Annotated in this window: 22 protein-coding genes; 15 read left to right on the top strand and 7 right to left on the bottom strand. The window is 69.1% G+C overall.

The annotated features are described in order from the left end of the window. Window positions 1–203: 203 nt before the first annotated feature. Window positions 204–431, bottom strand: a complete 228-nt coding sequence (locus QNJ30_06290; protein ID MDJ0943052.1) for a sulfurtransferase TusA family protein — start codon at window positions 429–431, stop codon at window positions 204–206. A 170-nt stretch (window positions 432–601) separates the two neighbouring features. On the opposite strand from QNJ30_06290, the gene paaG reads away from it, so the two are divergent. Further along, window positions 602–1,393, top strand: a complete 792-nt coding sequence (paaG, locus tag QNJ30_06285) for a 2-(1,2-epoxy-1,2-dihydrophenyl)acetyl-CoA isomerase PaaG (protein ID MDJ0943051.1) — start codon at window positions 602–604, stop codon at window positions 1,391–1,393. A gap of 12 nt (window positions 1,394–1,405) precedes the next feature. On the opposite strand, the gene QNJ30_06280 is transcribed toward paaG, so the two are convergent. Further along, window positions 1,406–2,704, bottom strand: coding sequence for a nucleotide sugar dehydrogenase (locus tag QNJ30_06280; GenBank protein ID MDJ0943050.1), 1,299 nt, complete (start codon window positions 2,702–2,704; stop codon window positions 1,406–1,408). 124 nt (window positions 2,705–2,828) lie between these two features. Here QNJ30_06280 and QNJ30_06275 point away from each other — a divergent pair, with 124 nt between their 5' ends. Then, the gene (locus QNJ30_06275; protein MDJ0943049.1) at window positions 2,829–3,323 is read left to right on the top strand and encodes a thermonuclease family protein; all 495 of its coding nucleotides are present in this window, start codon (window positions 2,829–2,831) and stop codon (window positions 3,321–3,323) included. After that, window positions 3,320–4,024, top strand: coding sequence for a hypothetical protein (locus QNJ30_06270; GenBank protein MDJ0943048.1), 705 nt, complete (start codon window positions 3,320–3,322; stop codon window positions 4,022–4,024). Before QNJ30_06275 ends, QNJ30_06270 begins: the two co-directional genes overlap by 4 nt. On the opposite strand, the gene betC is transcribed toward QNJ30_06270, so the two are convergent. Then, window positions 3,970–5,529: a choline-sulfatase gene (gene betC, locus QNJ30_06265; protein ID MDJ0943047.1), complete on the bottom strand. Its 1,560-nt coding sequence runs from the start codon at window positions 5,527–5,529 to the stop codon at window positions 3,970–3,972. The genes QNJ30_06270 and betC overlap by 55 nt on opposite strands. A 130-nt stretch (window positions 5,530–5,659) precedes the next feature. Here betC and queA point away from each other — a divergent pair, with 130 nt between their 5' ends. The 3 genes from queA to queG are packed head-to-tail and all read left to right on the top strand — an operon-like array spanning window position 5,660 to window position 9,012. Then, window positions 5,660–6,709 (top strand): tRNA preQ1(34) S-adenosylmethionine ribosyltransferase-isomerase QueA, encoded by a 1,050-nt coding sequence (queA, locus tag QNJ30_06260; protein ID MDJ0943046.1) that lies wholly within the window; start codon window positions 5,660–5,662, stop codon window positions 6,707–6,709. Next, on the top strand, window positions 6,706–7,839 hold the full coding sequence (gene tgt / locus QNJ30_06255) for a tRNA guanosine(34) transglycosylase Tgt (GenBank protein ID MDJ0943045.1): 1,134 nt from the start codon (window positions 6,706–6,708) through the stop codon (window positions 7,837–7,839). The genes queA and tgt overlap by 4 nt, the downstream gene beginning before the upstream one ends. 33 nt (window positions 7,840–7,872) lie before the next feature. Then, the gene (gene queG / locus QNJ30_06250) at window positions 7,873–9,012 is read left to right on the top strand and encodes a tRNA epoxyqueuosine(34) reductase QueG (GenBank protein ID MDJ0943044.1); all 1,140 of its coding nucleotides are present in this window, start codon (window positions 7,873–7,875) and stop codon (window positions 9,010–9,012) included. Here queG and QNJ30_06245 read toward each other — a convergent pair. Next, window positions 9,000–9,353, bottom strand: a complete 354-nt coding sequence (locus QNJ30_06245; GenBank protein ID MDJ0943043.1) for a hypothetical protein — start codon at window positions 9,351–9,353, stop codon at window positions 9,000–9,002. The genes queG and QNJ30_06245 overlap by 13 nt on opposite strands. 12 nt (window positions 9,354–9,365) lie before the next feature. Beyond that, entirely contained in the window at window positions 9,366–9,731 is a 366-nt protein-coding gene (locus QNJ30_06240; protein ID MDJ0943042.1) for a hypothetical protein, read from the bottom strand. A gap of 143 nt (window positions 9,732–9,874) precedes the next feature. Here QNJ30_06240 and QNJ30_06235 point away from each other — a divergent pair, with 143 nt between their 5' ends. Next, a complete protein-coding gene (locus tag QNJ30_06235; protein MDJ0943041.1) occupies window positions 9,875–10,531 on the top strand; it encodes a YqgE/AlgH family protein in 657 nt (218 codons plus the stop codon). A 140-nt stretch (window positions 10,532–10,671) separates the two neighbouring features. Beyond that, window positions 10,672–10,824, top strand: a complete 153-nt coding sequence (locus tag QNJ30_06230; protein ID MDJ0943040.1) for a hypothetical protein — start codon at window positions 10,672–10,674, stop codon at window positions 10,822–10,824. Window positions 10,825–10,847: 23 nt separating this feature from the next. Here the strand turns inward: QNJ30_06230 and QNJ30_06225 are convergent, their stop codons facing one another. After that, window positions 10,848–11,489 carry a hypothetical protein gene (locus QNJ30_06225; protein ID MDJ0943039.1) on the bottom strand — a complete coding sequence of 214 codons (642 nt, stop codon included), beginning with the start codon at window positions 11,487–11,489 and terminating at the stop codon, window positions 10,848–10,850. Next, complete coding sequence (locus QNJ30_06220) at window positions 11,486–12,124, bottom strand: hypothetical protein (protein MDJ0943038.1); 639 nt, start codon at window positions 12,122–12,124, stop codon at window positions 11,486–11,488. The genes QNJ30_06225 and QNJ30_06220 overlap by 4 nt, the downstream gene beginning before the upstream one ends. A gap of 346 nt (window positions 12,125–12,470) precedes the next feature. On the opposite strand from QNJ30_06220, the gene QNJ30_06215 reads away from it, so the two are divergent. From QNJ30_06215 to QNJ30_06185, 7 genes are all read left to right on the top strand, one after another. Then, the gene (locus QNJ30_06215) at window positions 12,471–13,766 is read left to right on the top strand and encodes a nucleoside recognition domain-containing protein (GenBank protein ID MDJ0943037.1); all 1,296 of its coding nucleotides are present in this window, start codon (window positions 12,471–12,473) and stop codon (window positions 13,764–13,766) included. Window positions 13,767–13,918: 152 nt separating this feature from the next. Next, window positions 13,919–14,524: a cell wall hydrolase gene (locus QNJ30_06210; GenBank protein ID MDJ0943036.1), complete on the top strand. Its 606-nt coding sequence runs from the start codon at window positions 13,919–13,921 to the stop codon at window positions 14,522–14,524. A 77-nt stretch (window positions 14,525–14,601) separates the two neighbouring features. Then, window positions 14,602–15,750 (top strand): dimethylsulfoniopropionate demethylase, encoded by a 1,149-nt coding sequence (locus QNJ30_06205; protein MDJ0943035.1) that lies wholly within the window; start codon window positions 14,602–14,604, stop codon window positions 15,748–15,750. A 612-nt stretch (window positions 15,751–16,362) separates the two neighbouring features. Next, window positions 16,363–17,124, top strand: a complete 762-nt coding sequence (locus QNJ30_06200) for a substrate-binding domain-containing protein (protein ID MDJ0943034.1) — start codon at window positions 16,363–16,365, stop codon at window positions 17,122–17,124. Between the two features lie 89 nt (window positions 17,125–17,213). Beyond that, the gene (locus tag QNJ30_06195; protein MDJ0943033.1) at window positions 17,214–18,116 is read left to right on the top strand and encodes a type IV pili methyl-accepting chemotaxis transducer N-terminal domain-containing protein; all 903 of its coding nucleotides are present in this window, start codon (window positions 17,214–17,216) and stop codon (window positions 18,114–18,116) included. Between the two features lie 271 nt (window positions 18,117–18,387). Next, a complete protein-coding gene (locus QNJ30_06190; protein MDJ0943032.1) occupies window positions 18,388–18,588 on the top strand; it encodes a hypothetical protein in 201 nt (66 codons plus the stop codon). Window positions 18,589–18,821: 233 nt separating this feature from the next. Next, the gene (locus tag QNJ30_06185; GenBank protein ID MDJ0943031.1) at window positions 18,822–19,661 is read left to right on the top strand and encodes an N-formylglutamate amidohydrolase; all 840 of its coding nucleotides are present in this window, start codon (window positions 18,822–18,824) and stop codon (window positions 19,659–19,661) included. Window positions 19,662–19,671 lie beyond the last annotated feature (10 nt).

Raw genomic sequence — 19,671 nt, 5'->3', positions numbered from 1 at the left:
CGGGAGCCAGCAGGCGGCGAGGGCCGCCTGCGAATGCGGTTCCACTGTCTTCGATTTCAGCCCGCACGTCGCTTCGGGGGCAGCGACCGCCTCGTCGACGGGTCCTAGACCAGCCTGCGTTCATTCGAACGCAGGCTGGTCTATCTATATGGAATAGATCAAAGTATCTGCGCTCAATTGAGTCCAATTGAGCGCAGTTTGATCTAGCCAGACTTCCGGATCCTGAAGAAATAGACACCGCCGTCCTCGCGGCTTTCCAGGAGCTCGTCGCCGGTAGTCTCGCAGAAGGCCTTGAAATCCTGGACCGAGGTTGGATCGGTGGCTTCTACCTCGAGGATATCCCCGGCGGCCAGGGGCTTCATCGCCCGACGCGCCCGCAGCACCGGGATCGGGCATTTGAGGCCCTTGGCGTCGAGAAAGGCGTCGCTCATGATTCCGGCTCCTCCGCGCTCGTCCCCTGGCACCTTGCAAGGCGCCGCGATCCTAGTTCAGCCGGTCCGGGACGGCAAAGGGATCGCGCCTCTGCGCCCGGGTTTGCGCCCTGGGGGCCAAAGCTGCGATAAGCTCCCTGCCAAGGTCAGCCCAACCGGAAGGTCCCGCCATGGAGTTCCAGATGATCCGCTTCGAGGCCCGCGAGGGCGTCGCGACCATCACCCTCAACGACCCCGAGCGCCTCAACCCCATCACCCGGCCGATGCTGCGCGAGATCCGGGTGGCCCTGGGCCAGATTGACGAGGACGAGACGATCCGGGTTCTGGTTCTGACCGGTGCCGGACGGGGCTTCTGCTCCGGCCAGGACCTGACCGAGGCCGTGGTCCAGACCAGCAACCCGGCCGAGACCGTCGCCGAATCCCTGGACTCCTTCTACCACCCGATGATCGACGCGCTGCGGGCCCTTCGGGTCCCGACGGTCGCCGCGGTCAACGGCATCGCGGCCGGAGCCGGCGCCAACATCGCCCTGCACTGCGACCTCGTGGTCGCGGCCCAGTCGGCCAGCTTCGTCGAAGCCTTCACCCGCATCGGCCTGGTCCCCGACTGCGGCGGCACCTGGCTCCTGCCCCGGCTGATCGGCGAGGCCCGCACCCGCGCCCTGATGCTGCTCGCCGAGCCGCTCTCGGCCGAGGAGGCGGTCGCCTGGGGCCTGATCTACAAGGCGGTGCCGGACGAGAGCTTCGCCGACGAAGTCCAGGCCCTGGCCGCCCGCCTGGCCCAGGGCCCGACCCGGGCCTACAGGATGATCCGCGAAGCCTTGGACTCCGGTGCCAGCCACGGCCTCTCCGCGCAGCTCGACGTCGAACGCGCGCTCCAGGCCGAGGCGGCCGGCAGCGCCGACTTCCGCGAGGGCGTCGCCGCCTTCCGCGAGAAGCGCCTGCCCAGGTTCGGCGGGTCCTGACGCGGAGCGCCGTCAAAGGCTCCAGTAGGACAGGCCCTCGGGGATTTCCGCAGGGTTCAGGGCGCTCTTCACGTCCAGGACGATGCCGTCCGGCTTGAGCGGGGCCAGCAGCTCGGCCGGGGGCCGCTCGAGATAGGCGCGGTGCGGCACCGCCAGGACCAGGGCGTCGAGCCCGGCCAAAGCCTCCCAGGGTCGGAGGTCGATGCTGTAGATCTGCCTGGCGAGCTCCGCCGCCGCCAGGGGATCCTGCACGGCGGCGGCAACGCCGAAGCTCGCCAGCTCGGCGACGATGTCGGGCACCTTGCTGTTGCGCAGGTCCGGGACGTCCGGCTTGAAGGTGAGCCCCAGGATCGCGACCCGCATGTCGCTCAGCGAGCCCGGGCGTTGGGCCAGGCGGCGCAGCAGCTCCTGGGCGATGAAGCGGCCCATGCCGTCGTTGATGCGCCGGCCGGCCAGGACCACCTCCGGATGGTAGCCGACGGCCTCGGCCTTGGCGGTCAGGTAGTAGGGGTCCACGCCGATGCAGTGGCCGCCGACCAGGCCGGGCGTGAAGGGCAGGAAGTTCCACTTGGTTCTGGCGGCCGCGAGCACGTCGCGGGTCGGGATGCCGAGGCGGTGGAAGATGATCGCCAGTTCGTTCATCAGCGCGATGTTGAGATCGCGCTGGGTGTTCTCGATCACCTTGGCGGCCTCGGCCACCTTGATCGAAGGCGCGCGGTGGATGCCGGCCTCGACCACCGCGCCGTAGAGCGCCGCGACCCGGTCCAGCGTTGCCGCGTCCTGGCCGGATACCACCTTGGTGACGGTCTCGAGCCGGCGCTCCCGGTCGCCGGGATTGATCCGCTCGGGCGAATAGCCCAGCGTGAAGTCGCGACCGGCGCGTAGGCCCGAGGCGGCCTCCAGACGGGGGCCGCAGATCTCCTCGGTCACCCCCGGATAGACCGTCGATTCGATCACCACCAGGCTGCCGGGCGAGAGGACCGGCCCGATGTCGTCACAGGCCTGCAGCAGGGCGCCGAGGTCCGGCCGCCGGTCGTCGTCGACCGGGGTCGGCACGGCGACGATGAAGGCCGTCGCGCCCGCGAGGGCTGAAGGATCGTCCGTCAGCGTGAGCGACGTCAGGGCCCCGAGGTCGGCCGCGGCGACCTCGCCGGTCCAGTCCTCGCCCTGGCCGAGGGCCGCGACCCGGGCGGCGTCGACGTCGTAGCCGACGACCGTGAAACCGCGGGCGAAGGCCACCGCGACCGGCAGGCCGACGTAGCCCAGGCCGATCACGGCGATACGCTCGGCCTCGCGGGGCACTTTTGACATCGGCAGCATCCTCCCTCGGGACGCCCCGTTCTGCCCAAGCCAGCCATCGGGGGTCAAGCAGGAAGGCGCGCGCTTGAGCGTCCCGGCGGCCAGGCCCCATACTCGGCTCGGGAAAGGATCCGCCATGCGCCGCTGGACTTGCCTGCTCCTGGCTCTGGCCGCCGCCCCGGCCCTCGCCGGGAACGCGAAGCCGGACCCGGAAGCGGTCACCGGCCGGCCGGAGGTCTTGGCCGGCGACCTGATCGAGGTCGAAGGCCGCCGTTTCCGGCTCTACGCCATCGACGCCCCCGAGCCCGGCCAGCACTGCCTGCTGAAGAAGCTCTACGACTGCGGCGAGGTCGCGCGCAGCGCCCTGCTCGACCTGACCGCCGGCATCCCGGTGACCTGCGCGCCGCTGCCGGCCGAGGGCCCGGAGGTGGCGCGCTGCCAGGCCGCCGGCTACGACCTTTCGGAAGGCATGGTCTACACCGGCTGGGCCCTGGCCGACCGCGCAGTTTCGGACCGCTATCTGCCCTTCGAGCGCGAGGCCGAAGCGAAGAACCACGGCCTCTGGCGCGGCCGCTTCGTCACCCCCTGGGACTGGCGCCGCGGCAGGCGGCTGCCGGAGGAAAGCCGGTGACCGGCACCGCTCGGGATCCGCAGCACGCGAAGCCGCCGGGCGGCCCCCCGGCGACGGCCTTCGACTTTCGGGCGGCGCCGGACGACCTGGCCAGGGCGATCCGGCGCCTGGGCGAAGAGGACGCGGCCTCGCTGCCGCTGCTCGGTCCGGCCGACTGCGCGAGGCTCTGCGCCGCGGCCGAAGACATCGCCTTCCGCCCCGGCCAGGCGGTGGTCGGCAGCGGCGAGGCGGCGGTGCGGCAGGACTTCGACGTCGCGCTGAGCTTTCCGCCGGACAGCGTGTTTCGCGCCCTGGCCGCGGGGCTCGAGGCCCGGCTCCGCGAGGCCCTGTCGTCGGCACCCTGCCTCGACGATCCAGCGGGCTTCCGGCTCAACGATCTGATCGTCCAGCGCTATCGCCGGGGCTCCTTCGGAATCACGCCGCACCGCGACCACCTCGGCTACCGGGGCCTGGTCGCCTTGGTCACGCTCTGCGGTGCGGCGCCCTTCTTCGTCTGCGCCGATCGCGCGGGCAGCGGCGCCCGCGAGGTCCCGGCCCCGCCGGGCCACCTGCTGCTGATGCGCGCGCCGGGCTACCTTCCGGACCGGCCCCGCCCCTTCCATTTCCTGGGCGCGGTCACCGAAGCGCGCCTCAGCCTGGGACTGCGCTACGATTCGCGAGCGGCAGCCCCCGGCCCGTCGGGCGCCGGCGTCTCGCGGTAGGGCAGGCGGGCCCGGTTTTCCAGCTCGCCGAGAATCGCGCGGGTGTTGCGGGCGTAGCTCTCGCTGGCGTCGAAGATCGGCTGAAAATCCCAGGGCGTGTGCTTACCAATCAGGTTTGCCTGCTGCACGAAGCGGCGCCGGCGCTGGTTGGCGATCACCTCGGCGCGCAGGGCCTCGAGATCCCAGCGCCGCGCCGCCTCCTCCGCGAGGGCGCCCTCGACCTCGGCGAGGGCCGCCTGCCCGGCGAGGTTGCTCAGCTCCTGCGGGTCCTCGGCGAGGTCGAAGAGCTGGGGCGGGCTTTCGGTGCCGACGACGTACTTGTGCCGGCCCCGCCGGATCATCACCAGCGGCCCGGCCGCCGCCTCGCCCAGGTACTCGCCATGGACCGCCGCCGGCCCGCCCGCGCCGCCGTCGAGCAGTGGCAGCAGGCTGTTTCCGGGGAGGTCTTCGGGCAGCTCGAGGTCGTCCAGGCCGCCAAGGTCCCTGAAGGTCGGAAAGAGATCGATCAGGGAGACCGGGCGAGCGACGCGCCGCGGGGCGAAGCGCTCCGGCGCTGCGAGGATCAGGGGGACCCGCGCCGCCCATTCGTAGAAGCACATCTTGTACCAAAGACCGCGCTCGCCGAGCATGTCGCCGTGGTCGGCGGTGAAGACGACGACGCAGTCCTCGGCCAGGCCCGCGGCCTCCAGGGTCTCCAGAAGGCGGCCGACTTTTGCGTCGACGTAGGAGATCGCGCCGTAGTAGGCCCGCCGCGCCTTCAAGATCCGCTCCTCGGTCAGGGCGTAGTCCGCCATGCCGAGGGCCTCATAGAGCCGGCGGCTGTGCGGGTCCATGTCTTCCGGGGCCAGGGCGGGAACCGACGGGAGGTCGATATCCTCGGGCCGGTAGAGGTCCCAGTGCTCCTGGCCGATGGTGTAGGGATCGTGGGGATGGGTGAAGGAGACCAGCAGGAAAAAGGGCCGCTCGTCCCCGTCGCGCGCCAGGTCGAAGATCTTGCGCTCGGCCTGGTAGGCGACCTCCTCGTCGAAATCGATCTGCTGGCTGCGCCGGCAGGCCTCGGCCTCCACGACGCTCAGCATGGTGTGGTAGAAGTCCAGCCGCCGCTCCGGTTGCTCCCAGTCGACGGTCCAGCCGAAGTCGGCGGGATAGATGTCGGTGGTCAGCCGCTCCTCGAAGCCGTGCAGCTGGTCCGGCCCGACGAAGTGCATCTTGCCGGACAGGACGGTGCGGTAGCCGCCGAGCCGGAGCATGTGGGCGAAGGTCGGCACCGTCGCCGGGAACTCGGCCGCGTTGTCGAAGGCGCCAATCTCCGAAGGCAGACGGCCCGAGAGCATCGAGAAGCGCGAAGGCGCGCAGAGCGGGCTGTTGCAGTAGGCGGCGTCGAAGACCACGCCCCGTTCCGCCAGGCCCTGGATGTGGGGCGCCTTGACGGTCCTGTGGCCGTAGGCTGGCAAGGCCGGCGCGGCGAGCTGGTCGGCCATGATGAAGACGATGTTCGGGCTCATGATGCGATCCTCCGAGTCTCATCCTGCGCCCGCTCGCCCGCCGCGCGTCCGCTTGCGAGCGACGCCGCTTGGCCGTTCAAAGACCGCGCGGCTTGACTCCGGCCGCTGTTCCGGCGACAGGGACGCCGCCATGCGCACCGACGACTTCGACTTCGACCTGCCCAAGGAACTGATCGCGCAACGCCCCGCCGAGCCGCGGGAGGCCGCGCGGCTCCTGGTCGTTCGGGACGGCCTGACCGACAGCCGGATCGCCGAGCTGCCGGGCTTCCTGGCGCCTGGCGACCTGCTGGTGGTCAACGACACCAAGGTGATCCCGGCCCGCCTGACCGGCCGCCGCGGCGAGGCCCGGATCGAGGTGACCCTGCACAAGCGCGAGGGGCCCGATCGTTGGCGGGCTTTCGCCCGGCCGGCCAAGCGCCTGCGCCCCGGCGACCGCATCGACTTCGCGCCGGCGCAGGCGGAGGCCTTTACCGCCGAGGTCGCGGCCAAGGGCGAAGGCGGCGAGGTCACCCTGGCCTTCGACCGAGCCGACGCCGAGCTGATGGCGGCCCTCGCCCGCCATGGCGCTGCCCCGCTGCCGCCCTACATCCACCGTGAGGCCGGCCCGGATGCCCGCGACCGCGAAGACTACCAGACCGTCTTCGCGGCCCGGGAGGGCGCGGTCGCGGCGCCGACCGCCGGCCTGCACTTCACCCCACCCTTGCTGGCGGCTCTGGAGGCGCGCGGTCTGCGCCGGGTCGCCGTTACCCTGCACGTCGGGGCCGGGACCTTCCTGCCGGTCAAGGCCGAGGACCCCCGCGACCACCGCATGCACAGCGAGGTCGCCGAGATCACTCCCGAGGCCGCCGAGGCGATCAACGCAGCCAGGGCCGCGGGCGGCCGCATCGTCGCGGCCGGCACCACGGCGCTGCGGGTCCTGGAGGCCGCGGCGGAGGAGGACGGCCGCATCCCGGCCTTTTCAGGCGAGACGGATCTCTTCATCCTGCCCGGCTACCGCTTCAAGGCTGTGGACCTGCTCTTGACCAACTTCCACCTGCCCCGCTCGACCCTCTTCATGCTGGTCGCCGCCTTCGCCGGGCTCGCGCGCATGAAGCGGGCCTACGCCCATGCCGTGGCCGAAGGCTACCGCTTCTTCTCCTACGGCGACGCCTGCCTGCTGACCCGCCAGGAGGAGGCATGACCGAGACGCCCTTCGGCTACGCGGTCCAGGCCCGGGACGGCGCGGCCCGGCGCGGCCGCCTGACCTGCGCCCACGGCACTGTCGAGACACCGGCCTTCATGCCGGTCGGCACCGCGGCCACGGTCAAGGGCCTGCGCCCCGGCGAGGTCGCTGCGACGGGTGCCGAGATCGTCCTGGCCAACACCTATCACCTGATGCTGCGGCCCGGGGCCGAGCGCATCGCCCGCCTTGGCGGCCTGCACAAGTTCATGAATTGGCCGCGGCCGATCCTGACCGATTCCGGCGGCTTCCAGGTCATGTCCCTGGCCGAGCTGCGCAAGATCACCGAAGACGGAGTCACCTTTCGCTCCCATGTCGACGGACAGCCGCACGAGCTGACCCCGGAGCGGGCGGTGGAGATCCAGGACCTGCTGGGAGTCGACGTCACCATGGTCCTGGACGAATGCACGCCCTTCCCGGTCGGCGAGGCCGAGGCGGCGGAGTCCATGCGCCTCTCGCTGCGCTGGGCGGCGCGCTGCAAGGAGGCCTTTCCCGGCCATCCCGGACGCGGCCTATTCGGCATCGTCCAGGGCAGCGTCTATCCGGAGCTGCGCCGGGAATCGGCCGCCGGTCTGATCGAGATCGGCTTCCAGGGCTACGCGGTCGGCGGCCTGGCGGTCGGCGAAGGCCAGGCGACCATGCTGAGGGTCCTGGAGGAGACCGTCCCGGCCCTACCCGAGGACCGGCCGCGCTACCTGATGGGAGTCGGCAAGCCCGACGACATCGTCCGCGCCGTGCAGCGCGGCATCGACATGTTCGACTGCGTCCTGCCGACCCGCAGCGGCCGGACCGGCCAGGCCTTCACCCGGCGTGGCGTGGTCAACCTGCGCAACGCCCGGCACAAAGACGACCCGCGGCCCCTGGACCCGGAGAGCCCGAACCGGGAGCTGCGCCAGTACAGCCGCGCCTACTTGCACCACCTGATCCGCTCCGGCGAGATGCTGGGGCCGATCCTTCTGACCCTGCACAATCTGACCTATTATCAGGAGCTGATGGCCGGGCTGCGGGCCGCCATCGCCGAGGGCCGCCTGGAGGCCTTCGCCGCCGAGTTCGAGGCGGCGCAGGCCGCCGGCGACCTGCCGCCGCTGTAGTCCGAGCCGCCGACACCGGAGACGCGGGACGCCATGACCGAGAAGAGCCCGCCGGACCCCAAGGCCGCGATCCGCGACCAGGCCCTGGCGCTCGGCTTCGATGCGGTCGGCTTCGCCCCCGCGGCCCTCTCGGAGGCTGCGCGGGACGGCCTGGCCGGCTTCCTGGCGGCGGGCTGCCACGGCGACATGGGCTGGCTCGCGGACACGGCCGCGCGGCGTGGCGATCCGCGAATCCTCTGGCCGGAGGCCCGCAGCGTGATCGTGCTGGCGGCGAACTACGCGCCCCCGGGTGACCCGCTCGCCCTGCTGGCCGCGCCAGAGCGCGGCAACATCTCAGTCTACGCCCGGGGCCGCGACTACCACGACCTGCTCAAGCGCCGGCTCAAGGCCCTGGGCCGCTGGATGGCCGAGACCCTGGGCTGCGAGCTCAAGGTCTTCGTCGACACCGCGCCGGTGATGGAGAAGCCGCTGGCCGAAAACGCCGGCGTCGGCTGGCAGGGCAAGCACAGCAACCTGGTGTCCCGCGACTTCGGCTCCTGGCTGTTTCTCGGAGAGGTCTTCACGACACTCGAACTGCCCCCAGACTCGGCCGAGGCCGACCATTGCGGCTCCTGCCGGCGCTGCCTGGACGCCTGCCCGACCGACGCCTTCCCGGCGCCCTACCGTCTGGACGCCCGGCGCTGCATCTCCTACCTGACCATCGAGCACAAGGGCCACATCCCTGAGGAATTCCGTGTCCCTCTGGGCAACCGGATCTACGGCTGCGACGACTGCCTGGCGGTCTGCCCCTGGAACAAGTTCGCCCGGCGCAGCGCAGAGGCCGCCTTCCTGCCCCGCGCCGAGTTGACCGCGCCCCGGCTCGCCGACCTGGCCGCGCTGGACGACGCCGGCTTCCGCAAGGTCTTCGCCGGCAGCCCGATCAAGCGGACCGGGCGCGACCGCTTTCTCCGCAACGTCCTGATCGCGATCGGCAACAGCGGCGCGCGGGAGCTCGCGGCCGCGGCCCGCGGGCTGCTCGACGACCCGTCGCCCTTGGTCCGGGCGATGGCGGTCTGGGCCTTCGGCCGCCTCGCCGACCCGGCCGCCTTCGATGCGGAGCGTAAAGGCCGGCTGCCCCGAGAGGCGGACGGCGAGGTGCGCGCGGAATGGACCCGGACCGGCTACTTGCAGTAGTCGTCGAAGGCAAAGATGAAGCGCGAGGCCGCAGCCGAATCCCAGTCGCCGCGGTCCTGCTCCAACCGCGCGGTGAAGAGCGTCTCGATTTCCTCGATCTTCATGGGCGAGGTGCAATCCAAGATCCGTGCGACCGTCTCCGACAGGGTTTCGCTGGAGAACAGCCCGGCGTCATGAAGCGTGCCGAAGCTGTCGTAGACCCCTGTCAGAAAGGACCGGCGCGCCTCCCGGGAGGCCGCCATATAGTCGTCGACGGAGACGAAGGCCTCGAAGGCCGGGGCCGGGGCCGCCCAGAGGGCGAGCGGCAAGGCGGCGAAGAAGCGGCGCAGCTTGGGAGTCATCGCGACACCCGGTCAGGACGGCGGGACGCTGCGCCGACCGCCGGCCCCGCCAGGCGGGAGCGGCCGGCACTGATAGGTCACGCGGGTGTTCTGCAACAGCGGACAATCGTTGAAGAACATGGTCTGCCCGACGAAGACCAGACGGCCCTTGCAGAGCTCCTGGGCCCTCGCCTTGATCTCTTCCTCGTCGTTCATCTCGGTGCCGTAGCACAGGGAGATCAGGTTGCCCAGCGGCTCCCCGCTCTCGGAATCAACCGCGGCCGGAGATCCGGTCGGGAAAGGCTCGGAGCATCCCGCCAGGCCGATCCACGCCAGGCCGGCGCAGAGCAATCCAAAGCGTCCGCGAACCGGCCGCTTGAAAGTCTCCCCAAGGGGCATTGTCGGACAGGCTCCCGGATTGCCGCAGTCGCAGTCCGCCGTGGGACGCAATTCGCGCCACGCGGCGAGCGCGTTCTCTGATAGCATAGCTGGCGATCCTGGCCATACCGGGAAATCCGGACGGCTCCGACGGCGAGGCTGTGGTGACACGAAACTCGACCATCTTCACGAGCTTGCGCCCTCGGCTTTACGCCTTCGGCCTGCTGGCAGTGTTGCTGATCGCCTCCGCAGGACCTGCCGATCCCGCGGGGACCGAAGGCACGGAAGGCGAAACGGAAACCTTCCTGGCGGGCCGGCTCCTGATCGCGCGCGAAGATCTGCGCGATCCCAACTTCGACCGTACGGTGGTCTTCATGCTGCGGCACGATCGCCGCGGCGCCATGGGCCTGGTCATCAATCGCCGCCTGGGCCAGGTCCCGCTGCAGGTGCTGCTGGACGAGATGGGCGTCGAGATCGACGCGGCCGATGCCGAGATCGCCGCGCACTACGGCGGGCCGGTCGAGCCCGGGCGCGGCTTCCTCCTGCACAGCGACGATGCCGTGCTTGAGAGCTCCCAAAGGCTGCCCGGCGGCTTCGCCGTCTCCGGGGATCCCGAGATGCTGCGCCGCATCCTGGAGGGCAGCGGCCCCAAGGACTTCCGCTTCGTCCTGGGCTATGCCGGCTGGGCGCCGGGCCAGCTCGAATCCGAGATCGCGCGCGGGTCCTGGTGGGACGTCGAGGCCGACCCGGCCCTGGTCTTCCATGCCGATATCGCCTCGATCTGGCGGCGGGCCATCGACCGGCGCGGGGTCGATCTCTAGCAAGAGACGCGCCGGCAGCCGCCGACCGGGACCCAGCTTGCTCACAGCCAGGACAGACCTTTGCCCCAGCGGCGCGCTTAACCTTGCCGTAACTCTCGCGGCCCTGCGAAGCGGCCGCGCTGCGGATTGGACCTTTGCCTATGAAAGCAGCTCCGGGACTGGGACAGGTCATGGCCTGGACCCTCGCTGGCGTCGTCCTGGGCGCCATGGCGGCCTATAAGACGACCGCCGAGAACAAGGCCCCCGTCCGGGCGGACGACGACGACAAGCCCAAGGACGAGCGGGAGACCTGACTCCGCACGCCCGGCCGCGGGCTTCAGGACGCGGCGGGAAATCCGGGATAGAGGGCGCCGTGGTCGCCCTCGAAGTTCGCCATGCCGGCCTTGGTCAACAGGCCGCTCCGCGTGCCGTCGTGGAAGGCGATGGCCCGCTCGCTTGGCCCCTCGTACCAGCGGATGTTGAAGGCGCAGAGCCAGGGATAGAAGCTGGCCTCGGCATAGCCCGGCAGCTTGTCCCTGATCCACCAGGCGAGCGGCTGGAAATCGCCGCTTTGCTCGAAGCGCGGCAGGTACCAGGGGATCACGATGCTGGCGGTCGCGCCTAGGTAACCTGCGGCGTCGCGCCGGTCCCAGATGTGCCGGGCCCGGTTGAACTCGTTGTCCGAGCAGAAGTAATCGGTCTTGCCGGGCGCGCGCCGGCGGTGGCAGAAGTCGTTGACCGCCGGCGAGCGGTAGGCGCTGCGCACGGCGACCCCGCCGAAGGCGCGGTGCAGCGGCTCCAGCACCGCCTCGCAGAGCCGCCGGCCCGCGGCGACGGCCAGTTCCGGGTCCTCGGGGAGGTTCTGCAGGCCGTGGAAGTTGGCGACCTCGCTATAGAGCATGTCGCGCATGAAAAAGTGCTCGGACAGCTGCTCGCGCCCAAGCTCGGTCAGCGCGGCGACGGATCGGATCTGGCTCACGGCTGCGGCTCCGTCCTTTCGAGGAACTCCCGCGTCACTATCGCCTCCAGCGACTCGAAGTCCGGAAAGCAGCGGGCCCGCCTGGACAGCAGATCGTCGCGCTCGCTGGGGTGAAAACGCAGGGTGGCGCGGCGCGGCAGGGTCCGGCGCCTGACGGCCCGATCCCTGAAGGCGGGCCGCAGCGGGTCGCGGTCGACGTTGGGATTCACGTAGAGGACCGAGGTCGAGAAGAAGTCCAGGAAGGTGGCGTGGAGCGTGGTGGTCGGAAAGCGCCAGACCAGCTCGAGGCCGGTGGGGTTCCGCTCGGACAGCAGGCAGGCCTGGGAGGCGGGGCCGAAGCGCGCCTCCAGGGCCTTCCTCAGGGCCTGAAGGACGGCCGGATTGGCGGCGTCCTGCTGTCGCCGCTCCAGCAGCACCTGCTGCAGGCGGCCGCTCTCCGCGTTCATCTGGAAGTAGGCGGTGAAGGCGAGACCGCCGACTCGGGTCTCCAGGACCGCCCGTTCGGCGTAGGCGCCGCCGTAGATCCAGCGCCCCGGCAAGGTGGTGAGCCTTGCCCCGAAGGCGGCCTCGATCTCGGCCGTGGTCATGCCCCAGCGCGCCGCATCCCAGCCGGCCAGGTCGGCCGGTGCCGCCAAAATGGGCGGTGGGGCAGTGAGCGAGAACGCCAGGATGACGGCCTGGAGGCTTTTCTGCAGCTCCCCTTCCTCCCATCTCCCCGCCGTGGCCGGGGGCTCCGGCCGGTGATCCTGCTCAAGACTTGGCCTTCCTGAGTGGCAGCGCAAGTTTGCCGTGGTTTTTCCACATTCACAGCGGAGGATCCGCTGCGAACTTGGTGCGCGGACGCGTTCCGGGATCGGCAAGAGTATTTTCTCCGCCGCCGGGAGCCGCCACCATAGACGCTTCACCCGCCGATTCGCGCGGCCCGCGCGCGGAGCCGGTGCCCAGGTCCAGACCTCCCGGGAACTCCGCGGTAGCGCCGTCTTGAACGCCGTCTTCTTCGCCATCGTCATCATCGCCTTCGCGGTCGCGGCCTTCCGCCAGGTGATCTATACAGGGGTCGATCCGACGCCCATGGCCGCGCTCTCCGAGGCCATGATCGCCGCCGCCAAGGATTCGGTGACCCTGGCGATCGGCTTGGTCGGGGTGATGGCGCTCTTCCTCGGCCTGATGAAGGTGGCCGAGGCCGGCGGCCTGCTGGTGATCATCGCCAAGGTCGTGCGCCCGCTGATGACCCGGCTGTTTCCGGAGGTGCCCGGCGACCACCCGGCCATGGGCGCGATGATCCTGAACATTTCGGCCAACGTCCTGGGCCTGGGCAACGCCGCGACGCCCTTCGGCATCCGCGCCATGCAGGAGCTGGACAAGCTCAACCCCCACAAGGGCACGGCGAGCAACTCCATGGCCCTCTTCCTGGCGATCAACACCTCCAGCGTGACCCTGCTGCCGACCGGGGTGGTCGCCTTGCGCGCCTCGCTCGGTTCGAACGATCCGGCGGGGATCATCCCGACCACTTTGGTGGCGACCATCTGCTCGACCACGGTGGCGATCCTCGCCGCCAAGACCTATCAGCGCTTCTCCGCCCTGCCGCCCGCGCCGGACGCGGCAGCCGGGGGAGATCCGCCGGCGGCGGCAGAGGACGGCCAGCCCGAGGCCGCGGCGCCTTCCGAGGACGGCGGCGCCTACCCGGCCTGGGTGTCCTTCCTGGTTCTGGCCTGCGTCCTGGCCCTGGTTCCGGTCACCATCATTTTCGGCCGCGAGATCGCGCCCTGGATGGTGCCCGGCATCGTGGTCGGGCTGCTGACCTTCGGCGTGCTGCGCGGGGTGCCGGTCTACGAGGTCCTCGTCGAGGGCGCCAAGGACGGCTTCCAGGTCGCCCTGCGGATCATCCCCTACCTGGTGGCGATCCTGGTCGCGGTCGCCATGTTCCGGGCCAGCGGCGCGCTCGACCTGCTGATCCGCCCGCTGGGGGCGGTCACCACCCTGTTCGGCATGCCGCCGGAGGCGCTGCCGATGGCGATCCTCAGGCCGCTGTCCGGCAGCGGCGCCTACGGCGTCATGGTCGGGATCATGAACGACCCGGCGACCGGCCCAGACACCTACACCGGCTACCTGGTCTCCACGCTTCAGGGTTCGACCGAGACCACCTTCTACGTCCTCGCCGTGTATTTCGGCGCGGTCCAGATCCGCCGGGTGCGCCACGCCCTGGCGACCGGCCTGACGGCCGATTTTGCCGGAATCATCGCCGCAGTGGTCATCTGCAGCCTGCTCTTCACTTGAAATCTCAGGATTGGCGAACAACTTGAACGGGCGTGGCGCTGCCATGTTCTGGCCACGTAAATGCGCCACGTTCATAGACAGTTATTGTTAGCCTCTGGCGCCTATCCTGCCCTCCCGGCCCGTCGGGGCCGGTGAATCGAGGAACAGCGGTCATGGCATTCGGCTGGACCTACGGCTTTCAGGCTTGGCTGGCGAGGCGGCGTTTGCCGCGGGTCCGCGCCCGCCGGCCGGTCACCCTGCCCGATCTCCGGCTGCGCTCGCCCATGGTCCTGGCGCTCTTCATCACCCTGGTCTACAGCGGCGGCTGGGTGATGGTCCTGCGCTCCTCCCTGCCGGTGCCGAACCCGGTGCGCGTCGAGCAGGAGCTCTCCTGCCTGGCCCTCAACATCTATCACGAGGCCCGCGGCGAGCCGGGCGAAGGCAAGCTCGCGGTCGGCCACGTGGTCCTGAACCGGGTCGAGGACGCCCGCTTCCCCGACAGCATCTGCGGCGTGGTCCAGCAAGGCGGCTACAAGCGCCGCTGGCGCTGCCAGTTCACCTGGTGGTGCGACGGCCGCTCGGACGACCCGACCGAGCTCGCGGCCTGGGAGGACAGCCTCTTCCACGCCCGGCGGGTCCTGTGGCGGGCCACCGAAGACCCGACCCGGGGCGCCCTCTGGTACCACGCCGACTACGTTTCGCCGGCCTGGCGCAAGAACAAGGTCGAGGGCCCCAAGATCGGCAAGCACATCTTCTACACCTCGCGGACGCGCGGATAGCATTTCGTGACGCAAATCCGCCGGACGCCGTCCCCGCCATCGGCCAACCTGCGCCAAACCGCTGGGAGGTCGAGGCCATGGCAGAGGAGACGGCGGCGGCCATCGCGATCGGGCCGCGGATCCGCAAATCGCCCTTCTACGACGCGACCCGTCGCCAAGGCTGCAAGGCCTTCACCATCTACAACCACATGTACCTGCCGGTCTACTACGAGAGCCCGGAGGCGGACTACCGGCGCCTGATCGAGGCGGTGACCCTCTGGGACGTCGGGGTCGAACGGCAGGTGGAGATCACCGGGCCCGACGCCGCCCGCTTCACCCAGTTCCTGACCCCGCGCAACCTCTCGACCTGCGCCGTCGGCCAGTGCAAGTACGTGCTGCTGACCACGGAGCGGGGCGGCATCGTCAACGACCCCGTGCTGCTGCGCCTGGCCGAGGACCGCTTCTGGCTGTCCCTGGCCGACAGCGACGTCCTGCTCTGGGCCCGGGCCCTGGCGCACGCTCTGGGCTACGATGTCGAGGTGCGCGAGCCCGACGTCTCGCCGCTGCAGGTCCAGGGCCCGAGGTCGCTCGAGGTGATGCGCGACCTCTTCGGCGGCTGGATCGAGGAGCTCCGCTACTTCTGGTTCCGCGAGACCGAGCTCGACGGCATCCCCCTGGTGGTCTCCCGCACCGGCTGGAGCGCCGAGCGCGGCTACGAGGTCTTTCTGCGCGACGGCCGCCACGGCGACCGCCTCTGGGAGACGATCATGGAAGCCGGCCAGCCCTACGGCATCGGACCCGGCGCCCCTTCGACGATTCGCCGCATCGAGGGCGGATTGCTGTCCTACGGCGCCGACATGGATCTCGACACGAACCCCTACGAGCTCGGCCTGGGCCGCCTGGTCGACCTGGACCAGGAGGCGGATTTCATGGGCAAGGCGGCACTGGCCGAGATCGCGCAGAACGGCGTCGCGCGCCGCCTCGTCGGTCTGGAGATCGAGGGCCCGCGGCTGCCGACGAGCGAGGAGCCCTGGGCGGTCGCCGCAGGGGAACGGGGGATCGGCAAGGTGACCTCGGCGGCCCACTCCCCGCGCCTCGGCAAGAACATCGCCCTGGCGATGCTGGCAGCCGAGGCCATTAATCCGGGCAGCGCCGTCGAGGTGTCGACCCCGCTGGGACGGCGAGCCGCCGAGGTGGTCGAACTGCCGTTCTTCGACCCCAAAAAGCGCCTGCCGTCACAGTCCTGAGCGGCCGGGCGCACCTCCTAGCCCGAAAACCCGCAGGAATCCAAGGAACTCGCCATGAATTATGGTTAACAAAATCAATATTCGGCCTGGGGTTATATTTACAATTTGATGAGTTTTGTTGACAAATTGCTTATCCCAGTATAGAGATAAGGGGCTGCGGCAGAGCCTCAGCCAAAATAAGAAAAGCCATCCGGACACTACCCTCGAGCGATGAGTCCACCGGCTCAAAGGTGATGGACCCCCCTCTGCGTCGATGGACTGTCCTGGCCGCCCTCTGGTGCCTATTTCGGCGCCGTGGGCGGCCTTCTTGATCCAAATTGTCACCAAGGCAGCTCAGAAGGCCGCAGCCAGTAGCCTGCAGCCGCCTGCGGCGAAAGCGCGCGCTCGAGCCAGGAAACGGGAAAGCCGACCGCCGATCTCGGTCCAGTAGCAGCGCCCTTAAACCCGGCTTGTTTCTCATCGGAAAGATGAAGACTTTGGGCACAGATCTCAACGATCATGAACCGAAATTTACAGGAATTAAGAACAACTTAATAAATCCATAGTATAATTGCCATTAATACAACCGGATCTTCGGTCCGGTGAAATAGTCACACTGAAATGGGGAACAACATGTTGAGAAAGGTCATCGCCTTTGGCTTGGCTATGGCGGGGCTGCTCGCCGGCTCCACCACCCCAGCGCTGGCCGCCGAAGTCAGCATCTCCGGATCGACGACCGTATCCAGCGCCGTGGTCGACCCGAATGCCGAGGCAATCGAGCAGCAGTCAGGCCAGCTTCTCCGGATCTCCGCCGTCGGCAGTGGCCGGGGCCTCTTGGCCCTGGTTTCAGGTTCCGCCGAAATCGCCATGATTTCGGCCCCTTTGGAAGCCGTGATCAAGAAGCTTGAGAAGAAGGGCAACGGCAGGATCGATGGAAGCCAGTTCACGGTGCACGAGCTCGGCAACGCCCAGGTTGCCTTCGTGGTCAGCAAGAAGAACCCCGTCAAGAAACTCAGCTTCCAGCAGCTTGTCGACATCATGGCCGGCAAGATCACGAACTGGAAGCAGGTTGGCGGCGCGGACCTTGCCATAGAGATCTTTGCCGAAAGCTCGGGCGGCGGCGTTCGCACGATGGTCGAAAAAGAGCTCAAGAAGGACGGCACCGAACTGGTGAACGCGAACGACGCGATCACCACCGCCGTCGTCGTGCGCAGGGTGAAGCGCTCGCCCGGCGGGCTCGGGATCGTCGCGCGCCATCAAGCGAACGACTCGGTCCGTATCATCGAGACCGATAGAGCGATCAAGCAGCCCTTGTTCCTGGTCACCCGCGGCGAGACGAAAGAGAGCGTCGCCAAGGTGGTCGCCGCCATTCGCGCCGTCGCCAAGGGCCTCTAGGCAGGCCCTCGGTGGAGTGAGCCGGCAGTCAATGCCCACCGTCCCCCGGGGTAGGCCCCAAAACCGCAAGACAAAGGTATAAAAGAGCCATGAACAAGAAACCCCTATTAGTTTCCGTCGCGCTCGCCGCCGCCCTGTCGTCGGCGGAGCTGCTAAGCGCGGTCCCCAAGATCCCGCTTGTGGAACCGGCCTTTGCGCAAGAGAAGTTCGACTACAAGCATACGATCAATGTCGCCGGCCGGCAGCGGATGATCACCCAGCGCATGAGCAAGGAACTGCTGCTTCTTGCCCTGGGGCACAACCAGCGCGAAAACCAGAGAAACCTGCGCTACAACTCCAAGAAATTTGACCGGATTCTCAAGGGATTGCGCTACGGCGACCCGGAGCTTGCGCTTCAGGGCACGGAAGATGCCGAGGTTCTCGCAAGCCTCGCCCGTGTGGAGCAACTGTGGCCGTTGTTCCACGAGGCGCTACAGGAGGCCACGAGTTCTGCCGAGGCCGCCGGCGATTCGGTCGGCCTCGTGTCGGACATCAGCCTGCCGCTGCTCGCCGCCATGACGGATACGGTGTCGGCCTACAAGAATGCCGCGAAACGCGGCGGCGTCTTCACGATGCTGGAGATCGCCATCGATCAGGCCGACCGTCAGCGCATGCTAATCGAGAAGATGTCCAAGGACTTCCTGCTGATCGCCTACAACGAGAGCCCCCAGAAACAAAGGCGGGAGCTTTCCCGTTCCATGCAGCTCTTTGAGGCCACCCTGCAGGGGCTAATGGTCGGCGACTACGAGCAGCGCCTCATGCCGCCGCCGAACCAGCAGATCCTGGCCCAGCTCAAGTCGGTCAACAGTCTCTGGCGAGAGCTGAAACCGATCCTGCAAACCGCCCTGGCGTCGCGCAACATCGATCCGGAGGATATCGCCGACCTCGCCAGCCTCGACACGACGCTCATGTCCGAGCTGGACGCAGTCGTCGGCTTGTACGCAAGGCTCTAACCCCGCCGCTCGCGGCTCGCGCATCGTCTGATCCGGTTCGCGAGCCGCGAAGCCGGGACCAAGCTGAGCGGCGGACCCAGGAGCCGCCTGCGTTCTATCGAACACAGGCGGCTCCGTATCTATGAAGTGGGTCGAGTTGTCTGCGTTCGGTCGATCCCGATTGAGCGCAGTTTGATTTCGCCAGGACAGCCGAAATGCCCGTTGCAAGCCCGGCCCTCTCGATCCCCGCGGCCTTGACGCTTTCTTTACCTTAACCGTCGACAGTGGCGCCATGGCAACGCACGCAGAACTCGCCGCCCAGCTGCTGCGCGAATGCGCTCGCTTCTTCCGGGCCGTCGGTCCGCAGCAAGACGACGGGCAGGCCGATATGGCCGCCTTCGCCGAGACCTGCGAGGTGGTCGCCGAGCTCGTGGTCAAGGATCCTGCCGCCGAGCTCTCGGTCGACAGCTTCTCGGAGCAGCCCCAAGCCTAGCCCACAACGAGTGCGAGCGCGGCGCCCGCCCCGCTTGAGAGCCCTGTCAAAGCCTGGCTAACATGACCCTGGACCGGGGGCCCGCCACCATCGAACCGGGATGGCGGGGATCCGTTTTTCGGGTGACGGCGGAGCGCCATGCACAGGGGCCAGAGCGGCAGGGACGTCACCAAGCCAATGCCGGCAGCTGGGCCCGGCATGGCAGCACCGACGCCCGCCCCCGGGATCTCGTCATGATCCGGGTCGAGCGCCCCGCCGAGATCGACACCCCGTTGGTCTTCGACAGCCCGCACAGCGGCCGCGACTATCCGCCGGACTTCGACCACCGGATCGACCGCCAGATCCTGCGCCAGGCCGAGGACAGCCACGTCGAAGCACTCTTTGCCGGCGTGGTGCGGTTGGGCGCGCCCCTGCTGCACGCGCTCTTCCCGCGCAGCTACATCGATCCCAATCGGGCGCTGGAGGACCTGGACCGCGACATGATCGACGGACCCTGGCCCGGCACCACGTGGCCGGGCGACAAGACCGAGCGCGGCGTCGGCCTGATCTGGCGCCGGCTGCGCGGCCTGGGCGAGATCTACGACCGCAAGCTGACCGTCGCCGAGGTGCAGCGCCGGATCGAGACCTGCTGGCAACCCTATCACGCCGCCCTGCAGGAGCTCCTGGACGCGGCGCACGGCCGCTTCGGGCAGGTCTGGCACCTCAACTGCCATTCCATGCCGGCCATGGGCGACGAGACCACCCCCGACGGCCCGGCGGCTCGCGCCGACTTCGTCCTTGGCGACCGGGACGGCAGCTCCTGCGACCCGGCCTTCACCCGCTTCGTCGCCGCTGAGCTGACGGCTCTCGGCTATCGGGTCAAGCTGAACGACCCCTACAAGGGGGTCGAGCTGGTCCAGCGCTACGCCGAGCCGTCCAAGGGCCGCCACAGTCTGCAGATCGAGATCAACCGTCGGCTCTACATGGACGAGGTCAGCTTCGCCCGGGGTCCGGGCTTTGGCCGCCTGCGCGCCGACCTCGATACCCTGGCCGCCGCCATCAAGGGCTACGCCGAGGCACGGCTGGGCGCCTGAGCCGCCTGCC

The organism is Kiloniellales bacterium (genome assembly GCA_030066685.1).
Classification (GTDB): domain Bacteria; phylum Pseudomonadota; class Alphaproteobacteria; order Kiloniellales; family JAKSBE01; genus JAKSBE01.
This window is presented reverse-complemented; position numbering and strand designations above follow the sequence as displayed.